The following is a 14,921-nucleotide window of genomic DNA, read 5'->3' as shown; positions in this document are numbered from 1 at the left end:
CGGTGACGTCGTCCCGCGTCCTGGTGGTCGGCGCCGGGCCGTCGGGCTTGACGATCGCCCTCGAGCTGGCCCGCCGCGGGGTGCCGGTCCGCGTGATCGACAAGGCCCCCGGGCCGAGCGGCGAGACCCGCGCGCTCGGCATGCAGGCCAGGACCCTCGAGCTCTTCGAGCGGCACGGCATCGTCGGCGAGTTGCTGCGACACGGGCTCCGGGCCACGCGGTTCAACGTGTTCAGTGAGGGAAGACCGATCTTGGACGCCGACTTCGGCGACCTGGACTCGGCCTATCCGTTCCTCCTGATGATCCCGCAGGACCGCACCGAGGCGATCCTCGCCGCCCAGCTCGCGACCCACGGCGTCCGGGTGGAGCGCGAGGTGACCCTCGCCGGGCTGACCCAGGTCGACGGCGGGGTGCTGACCGTACTCGAGCACGCCGACGGCACCGCCGAGCACTCGAGCGTCGGCTGGACGGTCGGCGCCGACGGTGCGCACAGCACGGTGCGCAAGCAGCTCGGACTGGACTTCGCGGGCACGTCGTTCGAGGAGAATTTCACCGTCGCCGACCTGCGCGTGGAGTGGGCCCGCCAGCACGACCAGTTCTTCGCGTTCCTGAACCGTGGACGGTTCGTGGCCATGTTCCCGATGCTCGAGGGCTGGCACCGGGTCGCCATCGCCCGACGTGCCGACGACCCGGGAACGGGCGACGTCACGCTGGAGGAACTCCAGCGCGCGTTCGACGCCACGGTTCCGGGGCCGGCCAGGATCGTCGAGGTCCGCCAGTCGGGACGATTCCGGATCAACCAACGCCGGGCGTCTCGATACTCGGTCGATCGGGTCTTCCTGGTCGGTGACGCCGCGCACATCCACTCGGTGGTGGGTGCGCAGGGCATGAACACCGGCATCCAGGACGCGTTCAACCTCGGCTGGAAGCTCGCCGCGGTGATCCGCGGCGACGCCTCTGCGGACCTGCTGGACTCCTACGGTTCGGAGCGCACCCCCGTCGCCGAGCGACTCGTCGACGGCACGCGCCGGATCACCCGGCTGACCCTGCTGAAGGGTCCGGTGCGCACCTGGTTCCGGCGGCATCTGGCGCCGCGTGTGCTCAGCCGGGTGCGGACGCGACTCACCCGTGCGGTCGCGCAGCTGGACGTCTCGTACCACGACCGGTCCGGGGCCGCGCCGCGCGGGCGGGCGGCCGTCGGTGACCGGGCGCCCGACGCGCCCCTGGTGCGCGGCGCCGGCGGGGCGCGCCGCGTGCACGAGCTGCTGGACGACCGCGGCCACACCCTCCTGTGCTTCGACCTGCCGGACGGGGTCGCCGAGGAGGCGACCGCGGGAATCGCCGCCGGCGGCGCCGGGCCGGTTCACGTCGCTCATCTGACGGGCGAGCACGAGGCCGCGTCGGCCTACGGCCTCACCGCACCCGGTGCGGTGCTCGTCCGCCCCGACGGCTACGTCGCGAGGCGACCAAGGCTCGAGCACCCGGGGAACGACACCGCCGCCGACCGCGTGAGGAGCCGGACATGACGAGGATCCAGGGCAAGGTGGCCGCCGTGACCGGAGCGGGTTCGGGGATCGGGCGAGCGCTCGCGCTCGGACTCGCCGCGCGCGGGGCACGGGTGGCGGTGTCCGACGTCGACCAGCTGGGGCTGGCCGGGACCGTCGAGCTCCTGACGAGCGCCGGCGCGGACGTGTGCTCGTCGGCGGTGGACGTGAGCGACCGGGCGGCGGTCGCGGACTGGGCCGAGCAGGTCGCGGCCCGCTTCGGCGTCGTGCACCAGATCTACAACAACGCCGGCATCGGTGTGCCGATGACGTCGGTCGCGGAGACGTCGTACGAGACCTACGCGAAGGTGCTCGACATCAACCTCTGGGGCGTCATCCACGGGACGAAGGAGTTCCTGCCGCACGTCATCGCATCGGGCGACGGGCACGTGGTGAACGTCTCCAGCGTCAACGGCTTCGCCGCGCAGCCGAGCCTCTCGGCGTACACGACGTCCAAGTTCGCCGTGCGCGGCTTCACGGAGAACCTCCGCGCCGAGATGATGCGAGACGGGCTTCCGGTCCAGGTGACCGTCGTCCATCCCGCCGGCGTCGCCACCGACATCGCGAACAGGGTCCGGACCGGGCCGGACGCGGCAGCCCTGGTCACCGACGCCGACGGCGAGGTCGACACCGCCATGGTGGCCCAACTCGCCCGCGAGTCCGAGGTCTACAACAGGGACCTGCTCAAGACTCCCGTCGACGTGGCCGTCAGGGCGATCCTGACCGCCGTCGAGCGGGGCCGGGCGCGCGTGCTGATCAGCGAGGCCAGGCGGCTCGACCGGCTCGTGCGCCTGATGCCGAGCAGGTACGTCAGCCTCATGGTCGGCTTCGACAAGCGGGTGTTCGAGCGAGCACGGCGATCCGTCGGCACCACACCTCCCGGGGACGAAGCCCGGCCTTGACCTCGACCCGGCGCGCTCGACCGAAGAAGCAGGTCACCGCCGCATCCTCGGATCGTGCGTGGGGTCGGGGTACATGGGACGGCAGCCGTGGACGACGGCGTCGGGGCGCAGTTCGTAGTGCCAGGGCTCGTTGGCGTAGATCTGGCACAGTCCGTACCGGGCGCCGTGCTCGGACAGCCACGCCCTGGCGTCGGAGCGTCCGATGTCGACCGCGTGGCCGAGCACGTGGGCCGACGTGTCGGGGGTGGCGACCCAGCGGGCGGCCTCCTCGGCCGAGCCGTACTTGGCGACGGCGTCATCGAGCAACCGGATCTGGTAGGCCGGGGAACGCCAGCCGCTGTTGACGAAGAACTCGACGCCGTCGTCGGCGGCGTCCGTCGCCGCCTTGCGCAGGGCCTGAAGCAGATCGGGGTCGAGGTTGGCGACGCCGGGGTACTCGTCGAACACGGTCGCGCCGTCGGGGAGGACGCCGTCGGCCTGGGTCGTCGTGCCGGCGTGGTCACCCGGGGCGACCTCGGTGAACGTGTGCGCCGACGACGACGCCGACCGATAGACGGCGGTCGCGATGATCGCGGCGGTGACGACGATCAGGCCGAACGCCGTGGGCCAGGGAGTCCGGGGGGACCTCGTTCGTGCTGCTGCCGTATGACTCATGCCGCCAGTCAAGGCAGCGCCGTGTTGTCAGCCCGTATGTGGTTTTCGGTATGCCGACGATATGCGCCGCCTCGTAGCATCCAGAGCATGCGTGTGTTGGTCGTCGAGGACGAGCCCTACATGGCGGAGGCCATTCGCGACGGCCTGCGCCTGGAAGCCATCGCGGCCGACATCGCCGGTGACGGCGATGTCGCGCTCGAGTTGCTGAGCGTCAACGCCTACGACATCGCGGTCCTCGACCGCGACATCCCGGGCCCTTCCGGCGACGAGATCGCCGAGAGCATCGTCGCGTCCGGCAGCGGCATGCCGATCCTCATGCTCACCGCCGCCGACCGCATCGACGACAAGGCCACCGGGTTCGAGCTCGGCGCCGACGACTACCTCACCAAGCCGTTCGAACTGCGAGAACTCGTGCTCAGGCTCAGAGCACTGGAGCGCAGACGCACGCACAACCGGCCGCCCGTGCGAGAGATCGCCGGTCTGCGGCTGGATCCGTTCCGCCGCGAGGTCTACCGCGACGGCCGCTACGTCGCGCTCACCCGCAAACAGTTCGCGGTGCTCGACGTCCTCGTCGCCGCCGAGGGCGGTGTCGTCAGCGCCGAGGAGCTCCTGGAGCGGGCCTGGGACGAGAACGCCGACCCGTTCACCAACGCGGTGCGCATCACGGTGTCGGCGCTGCGCAAACGCCTCGGCGAGCCGTGGCTGATCGCCACGGTGCCCGGCGTCGGGTACCGCATCGACGCAGCATCCGACGGCGATGACCGTGGATAGGGCGCCCGGGCTGAGCGTCCGCCTCAAACTCACCCTCAGCTACGCCGGATTCCTCGTGCTCGCAGGGGTTCTGCTGCTCGCCCTGTGGCTGTTCCTCATGTGGAACTTCCCCAACGCCGTGGTCATCAGGGACACGCGGTCCGGCATCGGCGGGGCGTTCGCTCCGGGCCGCTCCGGCGCCCAGCGAGCCTTCACCCAGGTGGCGATCATCGCGCTGGCGTTCCTGCTGGTGTTCGGTCTCGTGGGCGGCTGGATCCTGGCCGGTCGCATGCTCGCGCCGCTGACGCGCATCACCGACGCCACCCGCATGGCCGCGCACGGGTCGCTGTCGCACCGCATCCGGCTCGAGGGCCGCAAGGACGAGTTCCGCGATCTCGCCGACAGCTTCGACACGATGCTGGCGCGGCTCGAGTCGCACGTCGCCGAACAGCAGCGCTTCGCCGCCAACGCCTCACACGAGCTGCGCACCCCGCTGGCGGTCACGCAGACGCTGCTCGACGTCGCCCGCAACGATCCGCACAGCGACACCGGCGAGCTGGTCGACCGCCTCCACGCCGTCAACACCAGAGCGATCGACCTCACCGAGGCGCTGCTCCTGCTCAGCCGCGCCGACCAGCGCTCGTTCACCCGCGAACTGGTCGACCTCTCGCTGATCTCCGAGGAGGCCACCGAGACCCTGCTCCCGCTGGCGGAGAAGCGCGGCCTCACCATCGAGACGTCCGGCGACCCGGCCCCCGTCATGGGCTCGCACGCGCTGCTGCTGCAGCTGACGATGAACCTGGTGCACAACGCGATCGTGCACAACCTGCCCGATCAGGGCAGCGTCTCGGTCACGACCAGCGCCGACGCCAAGCAGGCGGTGCTCACCGTCGAGAACGCCGGCAAGCGGCTCGACCCGCACTCGGTCGCCACGTTGGTCGAGCCGTTCCAGCGTGGCACCGGACGCATCCGCACCGACCACGTCGGGGTCGGCCTCGGCCTCGCCATCGTCAAGGCCATCACCGAGGCCCACGACGGCACCCTCACGCTCACCGCCCGCCCCGCCGGCGGACTCAGCGTCACCGTGCGGCTGCCCGCCGATCGCTGATCGCCGTCAGCACGTGCCTGGCCAGGACGACGTCGGCATCGGGCGCGCCGGCCGCCGACGCGTGGGCGGACATCGCCGCGATCCGCCCGGGATCGGTGAGCACCGGGAGCAGCGTGGTCTCGATCCAGGCCGCGTCGAGGCCGGCGTCGTCGACCAGCAGCGCTCCGCCGGCCGCGACGACCGGCCCGGCGTTCAGCCGCTGCTCGCCGCCTCGCGCCGGCAGCGGGACGTACGCGGCCGGCAGGCCGACGGCGGCCAGCTCGGCGCACGTCATGGCCCCCGAGCGGCAGATCACGAAGTCGGCCGCGGCGTACGCGTATCGCATCTCGTCGACGTAGGGCACGACGACGTAGGGCGGGTCGGCGTGGTCGCCGTCCGGCACCTCGACGACGTGCCGCGGCCCGGTGACGTGCAGCACCTGCACGCCGGCCGCCCGCAACGCCGCGGCCGCGCCGGACACCGCGGCGTTGATCGTCCGGGCGCCCTGGGAACCGCCGGTGACCATCAGCACCGGGCCGCCGGGTCGCAGGCCGAAGCGCTGCCGGGCCGTGTCGCGCAGCGCGGGCCGGTCGAGCCCGGTGATCGCGGGCCGTAGCGGGATCCCGATGGCGGTGGCGTGCGCCAGCCGCACCTTCGGCCCGGCGGTGAACACGTGCGTCGTCATCCGGGCCGCCAGCTTGTTGGCCGCTCCGGCGCGGGCGTTCGCCTCGTGGACGACGATCGGCAGGCCCCGCCTGCGGGCGGCGAGGTAGGCCGGCGCGGCCACGTAACCGCCGAAGCCCACCACCACCTCGGCCCGCACGCGGTCGAGCACCGCCCCGGCCGCCCGCACCGAGTCGCGCAGCCGGCCCGGCGCCCGCAGCAGGTCCCTGTTCACAGTGCGGGGGAGTGGCACCGGCGGGATGAGCTCGAGCGGGTAGCCGCGGGCCGGGATGAGCGTGGTGTCCAGGCCGCGGACGGTGCCGAGGGCGGTGATCTCGGCCGCGGGCTCCAGCCGGCGCAGCGCGTCGGCGAAGTTCATCGTGGGCTCGATGTGCCCGGCCGAGTGGCCGCCGGCGACGACGACGCGCGGCGCCGTCACGTGATCAGTGCCTTCGCCGCTGTGCCGATTCCGCCGGCCGGCCCCGACTGGGTGATGGGGAAGTCGAAGTAGGTGGCCGGATAGGGCTCGTCCTTCAGCGTGTAGTGCCACCACTCGAAGTCGTACGAGCGGAAACCGCCGGCCTCCATGATCGACCGCAGGTACTGCCGGTTGCGCGCCTCGACCTGCGTGATTCCCGGCGCTCCATGGTGGGAGATCGAGTCCATCAGGTCGTGGTCGCCGCCCATCGGAGCGCGTTCACCGGTGGCCAGATGGTAAAGCGTGAGGTCGACCGCGCTGCCCCGGCTGTGGCCCGACCTGGCGGCCACATATCCCTGCTCGACCATCGCGGCCCGGTCGATGTTCGGATAGTGACGCCGCTTCGTCCGGCCGTCCTCCGGCTGTTTCGACCAGCGCAGGAAGCAGTCGACGGCACGCTGCGGGCGATAGCCGTCCCAGAGCAGCAGGCCGAAGTCCAGGGCCTCGGCCCGCTCCCGCGCCCGGTCCAGGGCCGTGCACAGCGCCCTGGTGCCGACGATGCGATTGGCCAGGTACCCGTCCACCGGTTTGCCGGTGAAGTTGTCCCAGGTGGCGTACTTGGCATCCCAGCGCACTCCGGCGACGAACTCCTCGACGAAGACGAAGTCGTCATTCACCGGAGCTTCCCCGTCAAGGTCAGCGACACCAGCTTGTCGATCATCTCGGCGAACGACACCCCCGCGGCCGCCATCATGCGCGGGTAGCGGCTGTAGGAGGTCATGCCGGGAAAGGTGTTGACCTCGTTGAGGACCACCCTTCCGTCCTCCAGGAGGAACGTGTCGACCCGCGCCAGCCCACTGCATCCCAGGGCTCGATAGATGGCCTTCGCCGTCTCCTGGACGAGGGCGCGGGACTCGGCCGGGATGTCAGCGGGGACGATGGGCGTCGAGTTCTCGGAACCGCTCTCCGGCGTGTTCTCCTGATGGATCCTGAAGAAGCCATGGGTCAGCGCGATGTGATCGACCTCGCCGGTGATCACCTCCAGCTCGTTGCCCAGGACGGCGCAGCCGACCTCGCTGCCGGCGACGGCTTCCTCGATCAGCACCTTCGAGTCGTACCGCCGCGCGGTCTCCACCGCACCCGGCAGCTCCTCCTTGCTGGTCACCTTGCTGACGCCGAACGACGACCCCGAACGGGCCGGCTTGACGAAGACGGGGTAGTGGAGCCGGTCGGGATCGATGGTCTCGTTCGCCGTGACGGTCCAGAAGTTCGGAGTGGCGATGCCGGCGCCGCGGACGATGGCGTAGGCCAGGGACTTGTCCATGCACACGGCGGAGCTCTGGATGTCGCAGCCCACGTACGGGATGCCGGACAGCTCCAGCAGACCCTGGATCGCGCCGTCCTCGCCCTGCTTGCCGTGCAGGGCGGGCAGCACCAGGTCCAGGCCGATCGTCTCGTGTCGCCCCTCCTCCAGGACGAGCAACCCGCGGGCGCCGCGGTCCGGTGACAGCACGACCGGACGGCCGGCGCCGCTCTCCAGGTCGGCGTCCGGGCCGTCGCAGAGCCGCCAGGCGCCGTCCTTCGTGATGCCGATGTAGAACGGTTCGTATTTCTCGGCATCGAGGTGCTTCGCGATCTCCCGCGCGGACTTGACGGAGACGGGATGTTCTTCGGAACGTCCCCCGAAGATGATTCCGATCCTCAACTTATCCACGCTGATCCCCACTTTCGAATGTCAGGCAATTGATGATGGAGTTCTCGACCGTGTCGCTCAGGGCGTGATCGGTGTAGAAGGCCGTGTGCGGACTGATGAGCACATTCGGCAGTTCCTGCAGCCGCGCCAGCGACGTGCTCTCGATGGCTCTGTCGCTGCAGTCGGCATAGAAGATCCCTTCCTCGCCTTCGAGGACGTCCAGCGCCGCGCCGCCCAATCGGCCGCTCGTCAACGCCGGCAGGAGCGCCTCGGTGTCGATCAGCGCACCGCGTCCGGTGTTGATGACGAACGCGCCGCGCTTCAGCCGCTCGATGCGCCGGCGATTCAGCAGATGGTGTGTCTCGGCGGTGAGCGGGGTGTGGAGCGTGACGATGTCGCTCTGCCGCAGCAGCTCGTCGAGCGGCACGTAGACGGCGGAGGTCATGGGGCGGCTGTCGTGCGCCAGGATCCGGCAGCCGAACCCCCGCAACCGGTCGATGACCGCGGCGCCGATGCGTCCCGTTCCGATGACCCCGATGGTCAGATCGCGCAGTTCTCTCCCACGGACCTCGTTGAGCCGGTAGTCGTGCACATCGGCGCGCCTGATCATGGCCTTGGCGTGTCGCACCGCCATCAGCATCAGCATCAGGCTGTAGTCGGCCACGCTGTCGGGCGAATAGGCGACGTTCTCGACGACGATGCCGACGCTCGCGGCGTAGTCCACGTCGATGTGGTCGTATCCGATGCTTCTCGTGGAGACGTACTCGACGCCGGCACGGCTGAGTGCCAGGAGAGTGGCGTCGGTGATGCGGGTCTTGTGACCGACGCTGACGCATCGACTGCCGAAGGCGAGGTCGACGTTGGCCTCGGAGGCCGCTGCCGCCGTGATGGCCGGCCGTACGCCGAAGCGAGGTGCCAGCTCGCGGAACAGGGCGGCCTCGTCCGGTCCGCAGCCGTAGATCGCCATTCCCATGGCCGCGACGGCCGAGGGGGACGCGGGCGCCAGCGCCGTCCGCGCCGGCTCGCTGTGGGTCATGCGACCCATCTAAAACAGCGTGGTGTTGCCGGCACGTATGTGGTTTTGAATACGCCGACGATATCCTACCGGCGGGTAACATATCGTCGGCATATCGGAAATCGCATACGACCCGGCAACGCCGGCTTTCCTTGACTGGGTCGCATGACCCCTGGCGAACCGGCTTCGGCCCGGTCCTCCCTCCTCAGCCCGCTCCCGCACACCGGCCCGCGCGCGGTCCGGGCATGATCCCGCTCAGCGTCGACGAGATCGCCGCGGTCGTCGGCGGGACGGTCGAGGGCGACGGCGCCGTGACGGTGACCGCGCCGGCCGTGCTCGACGGCCGGCAGGCCGAGCCGGGCGGCCTCTTCGTCGCCTTCGCCGGCGAGCACGTCGACGGCCACGACCACGCCGGCCAGGCCGGGCGGGCCGGCGCGGTGGCCGTGCTCGGCTCCCGGCCGACGACGCTGCCCACCGTGGTCGTCGCGGACGCCCAGGCCGCACTGCAGGCGCTCGCCGCCCACGTGGTCGCCCGGCTGCGCGTCGGGCTGACCGTCGTCGGGGTGACCGGATCCCAGGGCAAGACGAGCACCAAGGACCTGCTGGCGGCGGTGCTCTCCAGCGCGGGGCCGACCGTCGCCACGATCGGCTCGCTCAACAACGAGCTCGGCGCACCGCTCACCATGCTGCGCGCCGACGAGAGCACCCGGTTCCTGGTGCTCGAGATGGGAGCCCGCCACATCGGCCACATCGCCGACCTCGCCGCCCTGGCCGTGCCCGACATCGCCGTCGTCCTGAACGTCGGCCGGGCACACCTCGGCAAGTTCGGATCGCGCGCGGCCATCGCCCAGGCCAAGGGCGAGCTGGTGCGCGGGCTGGCGCCCGGCGGCACCGCCGTCCTCAACGGCGACGATCCCCTGGTCGCCGCCATGCGCTCGCTCACCGACGGCCCGGTGCTGACCTTCGGCGGGGCGGAGCACGCCGACGTGCGAGTGCTCGGCCTGACGCTGGACCGCCTCGCCCGGCCGTCCTTCACCCTGCGTGCCGCCGGCACCTCGGCGGCCGTCGTGCTGCCACTCCTGGGCGCCCATCAGGCCTACAACGCGTCGGCCGCGGCGGCGGCCGGGCTGGCCGCCGGGGTACCCCTCGACGCGGCCGCGGCGGCGCTGGCCACCGCCTCGCTGTCGAAGTGGCGCCTGGAGCTGCGCGACCTCGCCGGTGGCGCGACGCTGCTCAACGACTCCTACAACGCCCACCCCGAATCGACCCTCGCCGGCCTGGACGCGCTGGCGGCGATCGAGGGCGGGCGCCGCATCGCCGTCCTCGGCGCGATGCTCGAGCTCGGCGACGACAGCGAGGCCGAACACCGCGCCGTCGGGGAGTACGCCGCCGCCCGCGCCGACATGGTGGTCGCGGTCGGCGCGGCGGCGCGGCCGATCGCCGACGGCGCGGGGGAGCGGGCCGTGGCACTGGCCGACAACGACGCGGCCGTCGACTGGCTGCGCGGCCACCTCGCCGCCGGCGACGTGGTCCTGGTCAAGGCCTCCCGCGCGGCTCGCCTCGACGAGGTCGCCGCCGCGCTCGCCTAGACGGTGCTCTACGAGGCATGCGTTCCGTGGTCATGGCGCTGTCGTTGCTGCCCTGGCGACACCAACCACGCCATGATCATGGTTCTCGTCCAGGGGCGGGCTGGGCCGAGAGGTCGGGGAGGTCACGGCGGAAGCGGGACGACGTCCCGGCCAGGTCGAGGTAGCCGCGGTGGCGGTAGAACGCGTGCGCCTCATGCCGGCGATCGGAACTGGTGACCTCCATCCGCACGCAGCCGTGAGCGGCGGCGAAGGACTCCGCGGCCGCGACGAGCCGGGTGCCGACGCCGCGGCCGCGGGCTCGATCGGAGACGACCAGGGCGACGATGCGGCCCCAGGAGCCGGCGCGTTCGAAGAACGGGCAGATGTGGACGGCGATCAGCCCGAGCAGGTGGTCGCCGGCCTCGGCCACGTACGCCGCGCTGGCGGCGTCGTCGGCCCAGCTCTCGATGCGACCGGCCGTCGCCGCCGGACCGTCCTGGGGATAGCCCAGCTGGTCGAGCAGCTCGTTGACGGCCGCGGCGTCGGCGCGGCGTGCCGGTCGGATCCGCATGCTCGTCGTCCTCTCGGCGTGGTCCGGCGTCATCGCCCGCGCCGCATCCTGGACCCGCGCCGCCGCAGGTAGAGGTCGAAGGCCCGGTAGACCATCGGCCGCAGCGGCAGGTCCCACTCGCCGACGTAGCGCACCGCCTGGCCACCGGTCCCGACCTTGAACTGGATCAGCCCGACGTGCGGGTCGTCCACGTCGACGGTGGGAGTGATGCCACGCAGGTCGTAGACGTCGCAGCCGGCCGCCAGCGAGTCGCGGATCATCGCCCACTGGCAGGCGTTGGAGCCGCGCACCTCGCGCTTCTCGGTGGAGGAGGCGCCGTAGGAGTACCACGCATGGGCACCGGCGCGGACGAGGATGGTGGCGGCGACCAGGTCGCCCTGGTGGTGGGCCAGGTAGAGCCTGATCCGCTCGGGGTCCTCGGCGCTCATCGCCGCGAACATGGTCTCGAAGTAGCCCAGCGGGCGCGGCGTGAAGCGGTCGCGCTCGGCGGTGTGGACATAGAGGTCGTGGAACGCCTTCAGGTCCGCACCGACGGTGACCTCGACGCCCGCTCTCGCAGCCTTCTTGATGTTGCGCCGCCAGAGCTGGTTCATGCCCCTGAGCAGGTCGTCCTCGGTCCGGCCCGCCAGCGGGAGCTCAAAGGTGAACTGCGGCTGCCCGGCCGCGAAGCCGTCCTCCGGACTCTGCGGCAGCCAGCCCGCGTCCCTGAGCCGCCTGGTCACGCGGGCGCCGACCGGATCGGTCCGCTGACCGGGAATCTCGGTGAGTCGCTTGATGCCGGGGTCGGCGATGCCCTCCTTGACCTGGGCGGCGCTCAGGGTGTTCGTGCGCACCGGCGGGCCGAGCCGGATCGCGAACGCGCCGTGTGCCTCGAGGTGGGCCGCCAGCGGGTCGAGCCACGCGTCGAGCTCACCGGTCCAGTCGATGACCGGGCCCTGGGGCAGGTAGGCCAGCGTGAAGCGCCCGAGCCGCGGCACCGGGCGGTGCAGGACGAGCCCGGCGCCGACCAGCCGCCGGCCGTCGTGCCAGCCGAGGGACTCGCCGCGCCACTCGGTCTTGACGCGGCCCCAGGCCGGGGTCTGCAGGAAGCTGACCGACCGCTGAGTCCGCACGAACGCGAGGTGCTCGGCGGCGCTGATCGGCCTGACGGTCAGGCTCACGCCCGTGACCCCGGCGCCTCGGTGGTGTGCTCCGACGTCGAGGAGGGCGAGGACACCAGGGGCCGGGCGGGGCGTGCCGGTTCGCTGTCGGACATGCCGCCAGTCAAGGCGGCGTGGTGTTGCCCGCGCGTATGGGGTTTTCGATACGCCGACGATATGGTCCCGAGCTCCGCGCCTTGACCTTGACACGATGTCAACGCTTCCACTGGTGTGCGGGAGGTGGTCATGATGACCTTGCCGCGGCAGAGCGCGGGCGACACGGGACTGGTGGAGGCGCTGGACCATCCGCGGTCCTCGGTGCGACTGCGGGCGGCGATGTCCGCGGGCACCCGGCCGGACCCTCGCCAGGTCGAGCAGCTGGTCGAGCGCTGCGCGATCGAACCGGACTTCTTCGTGCGCGACATGCTCACCTGGGCGCTGACCCGGCACCCGGCATCGGTCACCGTTCCCCGACTGGTCGAGGAGCTCGGCTCGGAGCGCGCCCAGGCGCGGAGCCAGGCGCTGCACACGCTGTCCAAGATCGGCGACCGGGGTGCGTGGCCGGCGATCACCCGGGCGTTGCTGTTCGATGCCGACAGCGAGGTGGCCCGAAGCGCGTGGCGGGCGGCCGTCGTGCTCGTGCCCGAGGGGGAGCAGGCCGAGCTGGCCGCGGCGCTCTCGACGCAGCTCGGACGTGGAGACCGTGAGACCCAGCTGAGCCTGAGCCGGGCGTTGATCGCGCTCGGGGACGCGGTTCCGCCGGTCCTGGCGGCCGCCGCGACGAGCTCGGAGACCATGGTGCGCACGCACGCGATCGCCACCGAGCGGCTGTGGCACGATCCAGACGTGGGCTTCGAGCTCGCGATCGAGGAGGCCAAGCGGGTGGTCGCACTCGGCCCGGACGAGGAGAAGGGCGCTGGGTAGTGCTGATCGGTGAGGTGGCGCGGAGATCGGGGGTCAGCGCGCGCATGCTCCGGCACTACGACGCGCTGGGCCTCGTGCACCCGACGGGGCGAAGCGCCGGCGGCTACCGGGAGTACTCCGGCGACGACATCCGCCGCATCCTGCACGTCGAGAGCCTGCGGTCGCTGGGACTGTCGCTGCGCGAGGTGGGGCGCGCCCTCGACGACCCCGGATTCGACCCCGCCGGTCTGCTCGACGATCTGATCCGTCAGACGCACGAGCGCATCACGCGTGAGAACGAGCTGCTCGCGCGGCTGCGACACATCGATGCCGCGGAGCCCGCCGACTGGGAGGAGGCGCTCGGCATCGTCGCGCTGCTGCAGGCGCTGGGGTCGGAGAGCGCGCGGATCCGCCAGCGCGCGGCTCTGTCGTCGGCCGGTGACGCCTCGGCGCCCGTGGAGCTGCTGGTCGAGGCGGCGCTCGCCGAGGCCGACCCCAACGTCGCCGGCGCCCTGCGATGGGCGCTGAGGCGATCGGACGGCGACGGGCTCGCGGAGCTCGGCGCGGGTCTCGTCGCGGCCGATGCCGAGGTCCGCAGGCGTGCCGTCCTGCTGATCGCGCAGGTGCCGAACGACGAGGCGACGGCCCTGCTCGGGGACGCTCTGGCGGACGCCGACGGCGCGGTCCGCGGGGCCGCGGCGCTGTCGCTGGGGGTGCGCGGCGTGGCCGACGCCGTACCGGTGCTGATCGACATGGTGGTCGACGGCGCCAACGACGTCGACGCCGCGGACGCGTTGAGCACGCTGGCGGGACGTCGTGACGTCGCGGATCGGATCGTCGGCGAGCTGGTCGCCCGGCTCGGCGAGGACGGCGCCGGTGCACCGGCGGGGCGGCGGGTCGGCCAGGCGCTGGCGGACATCCCCGGAGCCGCGGCCACCCGTGCGCTCACGGACCTCGCGCGCAGCGACGACCCGTCGATCGCGCTCACCGCGGCCTACGTCCTTCGGCAGCGCGAGGCCACGGCCGGGGAGTAGGTCAGCGCTGGTCGGCGCGGTGGTCCGGAAGCGGAGTGATCGCGCCGAGGTCGAGCGGGTCGAGCTCGTCGAGCGCGTGTTCCAGCGAGCCGGCTTCCGGTGGTGACGGCTCGTGGCCTCGGACCGCGCCGCCGAGCCGTGCCCAGAGGCTTCGGTGCTGTGGCCGGGCCCGCTTCTCGCGTGCGGCGACGGCGGTGGCGCCGATGTGAGCGACGAGCTCGGCTCCGCCGTAGGCCCGAGCGACGATCAGCGCGGCGCGGAACGCGGTGGGGCCGCCGGAGCAGGTGATGATGCGGCCGTCGACGATCAGCCGCTCGTGGGACGGGTGGGCTCCGTAGTGTTCGAGCAGTGGGCCGGCGAGCCAGTGGGTGGCCGCGGTGGCGTCGTCGAGGAGGCCGGCCGCTGCCAGCAACGCGGAGCCGGTCGAGCTCGCGAGCAGCCAGCGCGGCGACACGCGGCGCAGCCAGGCGGCGATCTCGGGTTGCCGGTCGGATCCGACCCCTCCGGGGACGGCGACGACCGCGGGCGCGTTGACCTGGCCGAGGGTGGCGTCGACGACCTGGACTCCGCCCGGACCCGCCACCTGCCCGAGCGCGGTGCCGACGGTGACGGTGCGGAAGTCAGGGAGCTGGGACAGCACGAAGCGGAAGATCTCTGCCTCGTCGGCGGAGACACCCTGGTAGGCGACGATCGCGGTCGTCGAACTGGCATCCATCGGACAACTCCTCGCCGGGATCCATCCTAGTCGAGCCGAACCGCTCGGCGTCGTCGCACGGGGCGTCACGGGAATAACCGGAGGCCGGATCGGGCTGGATCTGGTAGAAATCGCGGCAACGCGCACCCCATCCGGCGCCGTACGGGCCGCGTAGGCGTTAAACTCGGCTGGAAGCCGCCCCGGCAGGTGGGGAGCCCGCGGAACGGGATCTCCCACATGCGGTCAGGGACGCGAGAGTCCGGACGACACCGGACTCGCTCGTATC

At 71.9% G+C, this 14,921-nt stretch carries 15 protein-coding genes; 7 read left to right on the top strand and 8 right to left on the bottom strand.

The window, feature by feature from the left end; genetic code table 11:
* Positions 1 to 2 precede the first annotated feature (2 nt).
* Positions 3 to 1,526 (top strand): FAD-dependent oxidoreductase, encoded by a 1,524-nt coding sequence (locus DZA62_RS33370; RefSeq protein WP_157988065.1) that lies wholly within the window; start codon positions 3 to 5, stop codon positions 1,524 to 1,526.
* Positions 1,523 to 2,446: an SDR family NAD(P)-dependent oxidoreductase gene (locus DZA62_RS33365; protein ID WP_116953293.1), complete on the top strand. Its 924-nt coding sequence runs from the start codon at positions 1,523 to 1,525 to the stop codon at positions 2,444 to 2,446. Before DZA62_RS33370 ends, DZA62_RS33365 begins: the two co-directional genes overlap by 4 nt.
* 33 nt (positions 2,447 to 2,479) lie before the next feature.
* Here the strand turns inward: DZA62_RS33365 and DZA62_RS33360 are convergent, their stop codons facing one another.
* On the bottom strand, positions 2,480 to 3,100 hold the full coding sequence (locus tag DZA62_RS33360; protein WP_116953292.1) for a M15 family metallopeptidase: 621 nt from the start codon (positions 3,098 to 3,100) through the stop codon (positions 2,480 to 2,482).
* Positions 3,101 to 3,187: 87 nt separating this feature from the next.
* Here DZA62_RS33360 and DZA62_RS33355 point away from each other — a divergent pair, with 87 nt between their 5' ends.
* Both DZA62_RS33355 and DZA62_RS33350 read left to right on the top strand, forming a co-directional pair.
* Positions 3,188 to 3,871 (top strand): response regulator transcription factor, encoded by a 684-nt coding sequence (locus tag DZA62_RS33355; protein WP_116953291.1) that lies wholly within the window; start codon positions 3,188 to 3,190, stop codon positions 3,869 to 3,871.
* The gene (locus DZA62_RS33350) at positions 3,864 to 4,958 is read left to right on the top strand and encodes a sensor histidine kinase (protein WP_116953304.1); all 1,095 of its coding nucleotides are present in this window, start codon (positions 3,864 to 3,866) and stop codon (positions 4,956 to 4,958) included. Before DZA62_RS33355 ends, DZA62_RS33350 begins: the two co-directional genes overlap by 8 nt.
* Here the strand turns inward: DZA62_RS33350 and DZA62_RS33345 are convergent.
* Genes DZA62_RS33345 through DZA62_RS33330 form a run of 4 tightly spaced genes read right to left on the bottom strand, consistent with a single transcriptional unit; the run spans position 4,930 to position 8,747 of the window.
* Complete coding sequence (locus DZA62_RS33345; RefSeq protein ID WP_116953290.1) at positions 4,930 to 6,039, bottom strand: UDP-N-acetylglucosamine--N-acetylmuramyl-(pentapeptide) pyrophosphoryl-undecaprenol N-acetylglucosamine transferase; 1,110 nt, start codon at positions 6,037 to 6,039, stop codon at positions 4,930 to 4,932. The genes DZA62_RS33350 and DZA62_RS33345 overlap by 29 nt on opposite strands.
* Positions 6,036 to 6,695, bottom strand: coding sequence for a D-Ala-D-Ala dipeptidase VanX (gene vanX / locus DZA62_RS33340; RefSeq protein ID WP_116953289.1), 660 nt, complete (start codon positions 6,693 to 6,695; stop codon positions 6,036 to 6,038). The genes DZA62_RS33345 and vanX overlap by 4 nt, the downstream gene beginning before the upstream one ends.
* Positions 6,692 to 7,732 (bottom strand): D-alanine--(R)-lactate ligase, encoded by a 1,041-nt coding sequence (gene vanA, locus DZA62_RS33335; RefSeq protein ID WP_116953303.1) that lies wholly within the window; start codon positions 7,730 to 7,732, stop codon positions 6,692 to 6,694. The genes vanX and vanA overlap by 4 nt, the downstream gene beginning before the upstream one ends.
* The gene (locus DZA62_RS33330) at positions 7,725 to 8,747 is read right to left on the bottom strand and encodes a D-isomer specific 2-hydroxyacid dehydrogenase family protein (protein WP_116953288.1); all 1,023 of its coding nucleotides are present in this window, start codon (positions 8,745 to 8,747) and stop codon (positions 7,725 to 7,727) included. The genes vanA and DZA62_RS33330 overlap by 8 nt, the downstream gene beginning before the upstream one ends.
* A gap of 224 nt (positions 8,748 to 8,971) precedes the next feature.
* Here DZA62_RS33330 and DZA62_RS33325 point away from each other — a divergent pair, with 224 nt between their 5' ends.
* Complete coding sequence (locus tag DZA62_RS33325; RefSeq protein ID WP_116953287.1) at positions 8,972 to 10,315, top strand: UDP-N-acetylmuramoyl-tripeptide--D-alanyl-D-alanine ligase; 1,344 nt, start codon at positions 8,972 to 8,974, stop codon at positions 10,313 to 10,315.
* Positions 10,316 to 10,391: 76 nt separating this feature from the next.
* Here DZA62_RS33325 and DZA62_RS33320 read toward each other — a convergent pair whose 3' ends face one another.
* Together DZA62_RS33320 and DZA62_RS33315 are read right to left on the bottom strand one after the other, a co-directional pair.
* Positions 10,392 to 10,865, bottom strand: coding sequence for a GNAT family N-acetyltransferase (locus tag DZA62_RS33320; protein WP_116953302.1), 474 nt, complete (start codon positions 10,863 to 10,865; stop codon positions 10,392 to 10,394).
* Positions 10,866 to 10,894: 29 nt separating this feature from the next.
* Entirely contained in the window at positions 10,895 to 12,025 is a 1,131-nt protein-coding gene (locus DZA62_RS33315; protein ID WP_116953286.1) for a lipid II:glycine glycyltransferase FemX, read from the bottom strand.
* A 228-nt stretch (positions 12,026 to 12,253) separates the two neighbouring features.
* Here DZA62_RS33315 and DZA62_RS33310 point away from each other — a divergent pair, with 228 nt between their 5' ends.
* Both DZA62_RS33310 and DZA62_RS33305 read left to right on the top strand, forming a co-directional pair.
* A complete protein-coding gene (locus DZA62_RS33310) occupies positions 12,254 to 12,928 on the top strand; it encodes a HEAT repeat domain-containing protein (protein ID WP_116953301.1) in 675 nt (224 codons plus the stop codon).
* On the top strand, positions 12,928 to 13,941 hold the full coding sequence (locus DZA62_RS33305) for a MerR family transcriptional regulator (RefSeq protein WP_116953285.1): 1,014 nt from the start codon (positions 12,928 to 12,930) through the stop codon (positions 13,939 to 13,941). The genes DZA62_RS33310 and DZA62_RS33305 overlap by 1 nt, the downstream gene beginning before the upstream one ends.
* Position 13,942: 1 nt before the next feature.
* On the opposite strand, the gene DZA62_RS33300 is transcribed toward DZA62_RS33305, so the two are convergent.
* Complete coding sequence (locus DZA62_RS33300; protein WP_116953284.1) at positions 13,943 to 14,656, bottom strand: DJ-1/PfpI family protein; 714 nt, start codon at positions 14,654 to 14,656, stop codon at positions 13,943 to 13,945.
* Positions 14,657 to 14,921 lie beyond the last annotated feature (265 nt).

This window comes from Jiangella endophytica, from assembly GCF_003427025.1.
Lineage (GTDB): Bacteria > Actinomycetota > Actinomycetes > Jiangellales > Jiangellaceae > Jiangella > Jiangella endophytica.
The sequence above is the reverse complement of the archived record's forward strand: the minus strand, read 5'-3'. Positions and strand labels throughout refer to the sequence as shown.

What these genes read in the sequence shown, in the direction of transcription:
- DZA62_RS33365 (WP_116953293.1), top strand. Translation starts at nt 1,523, where the DNA reads ATGACGAGGATCCAGGGCAAGGTGGCCGCCGTGACCGGAGCGGGTTCG.
- DZA62_RS33360 (WP_116953292.1), bottom strand. Translation starts at nt 3,100, where the DNA reads ATGAGTCATACGGCAGCAGCACGAACGAGGTCCCCCCGGACTCCCTGG.
- DZA62_RS33355 (WP_116953291.1), top strand. Translation starts at nt 3,188, where the DNA reads ATGCGTGTGTTGGTCGTCGAGGACGAGCCCTACATGGCGGAGGCCATT.
- DZA62_RS33330 (WP_116953288.1), bottom strand. Translation starts at nt 8,747, where the DNA reads ATGACCCACAGCGAGCCGGCGCGGACGGCGCTGGCGCCCGCGTCCCCC.
- DZA62_RS33325 (WP_116953287.1), top strand. Translation starts at nt 8,972, where the DNA reads ATGATCCCGCTCAGCGTCGACGAGATCGCCGCGGTCGTCGGCGGGACG.
- DZA62_RS33320 (WP_116953302.1), bottom strand. Translation starts at nt 10,865, where the DNA reads ATGCGGATCCGACCGGCACGCCGCGCCGACGCCGCGGCCGTCAACGAG.
- DZA62_RS33310 (WP_116953301.1), top strand. Translation starts at nt 12,254, where the DNA reads ATGACCTTGCCGCGGCAGAGCGCGGGCGACACGGGACTGGTGGAGGCG.
- DZA62_RS33300 (WP_116953284.1), bottom strand. Translation starts at nt 14,656, where the DNA reads ATGGATGCCAGTTCGACGACCGCGATCGTCGCCTACCAGGGTGTCTCC.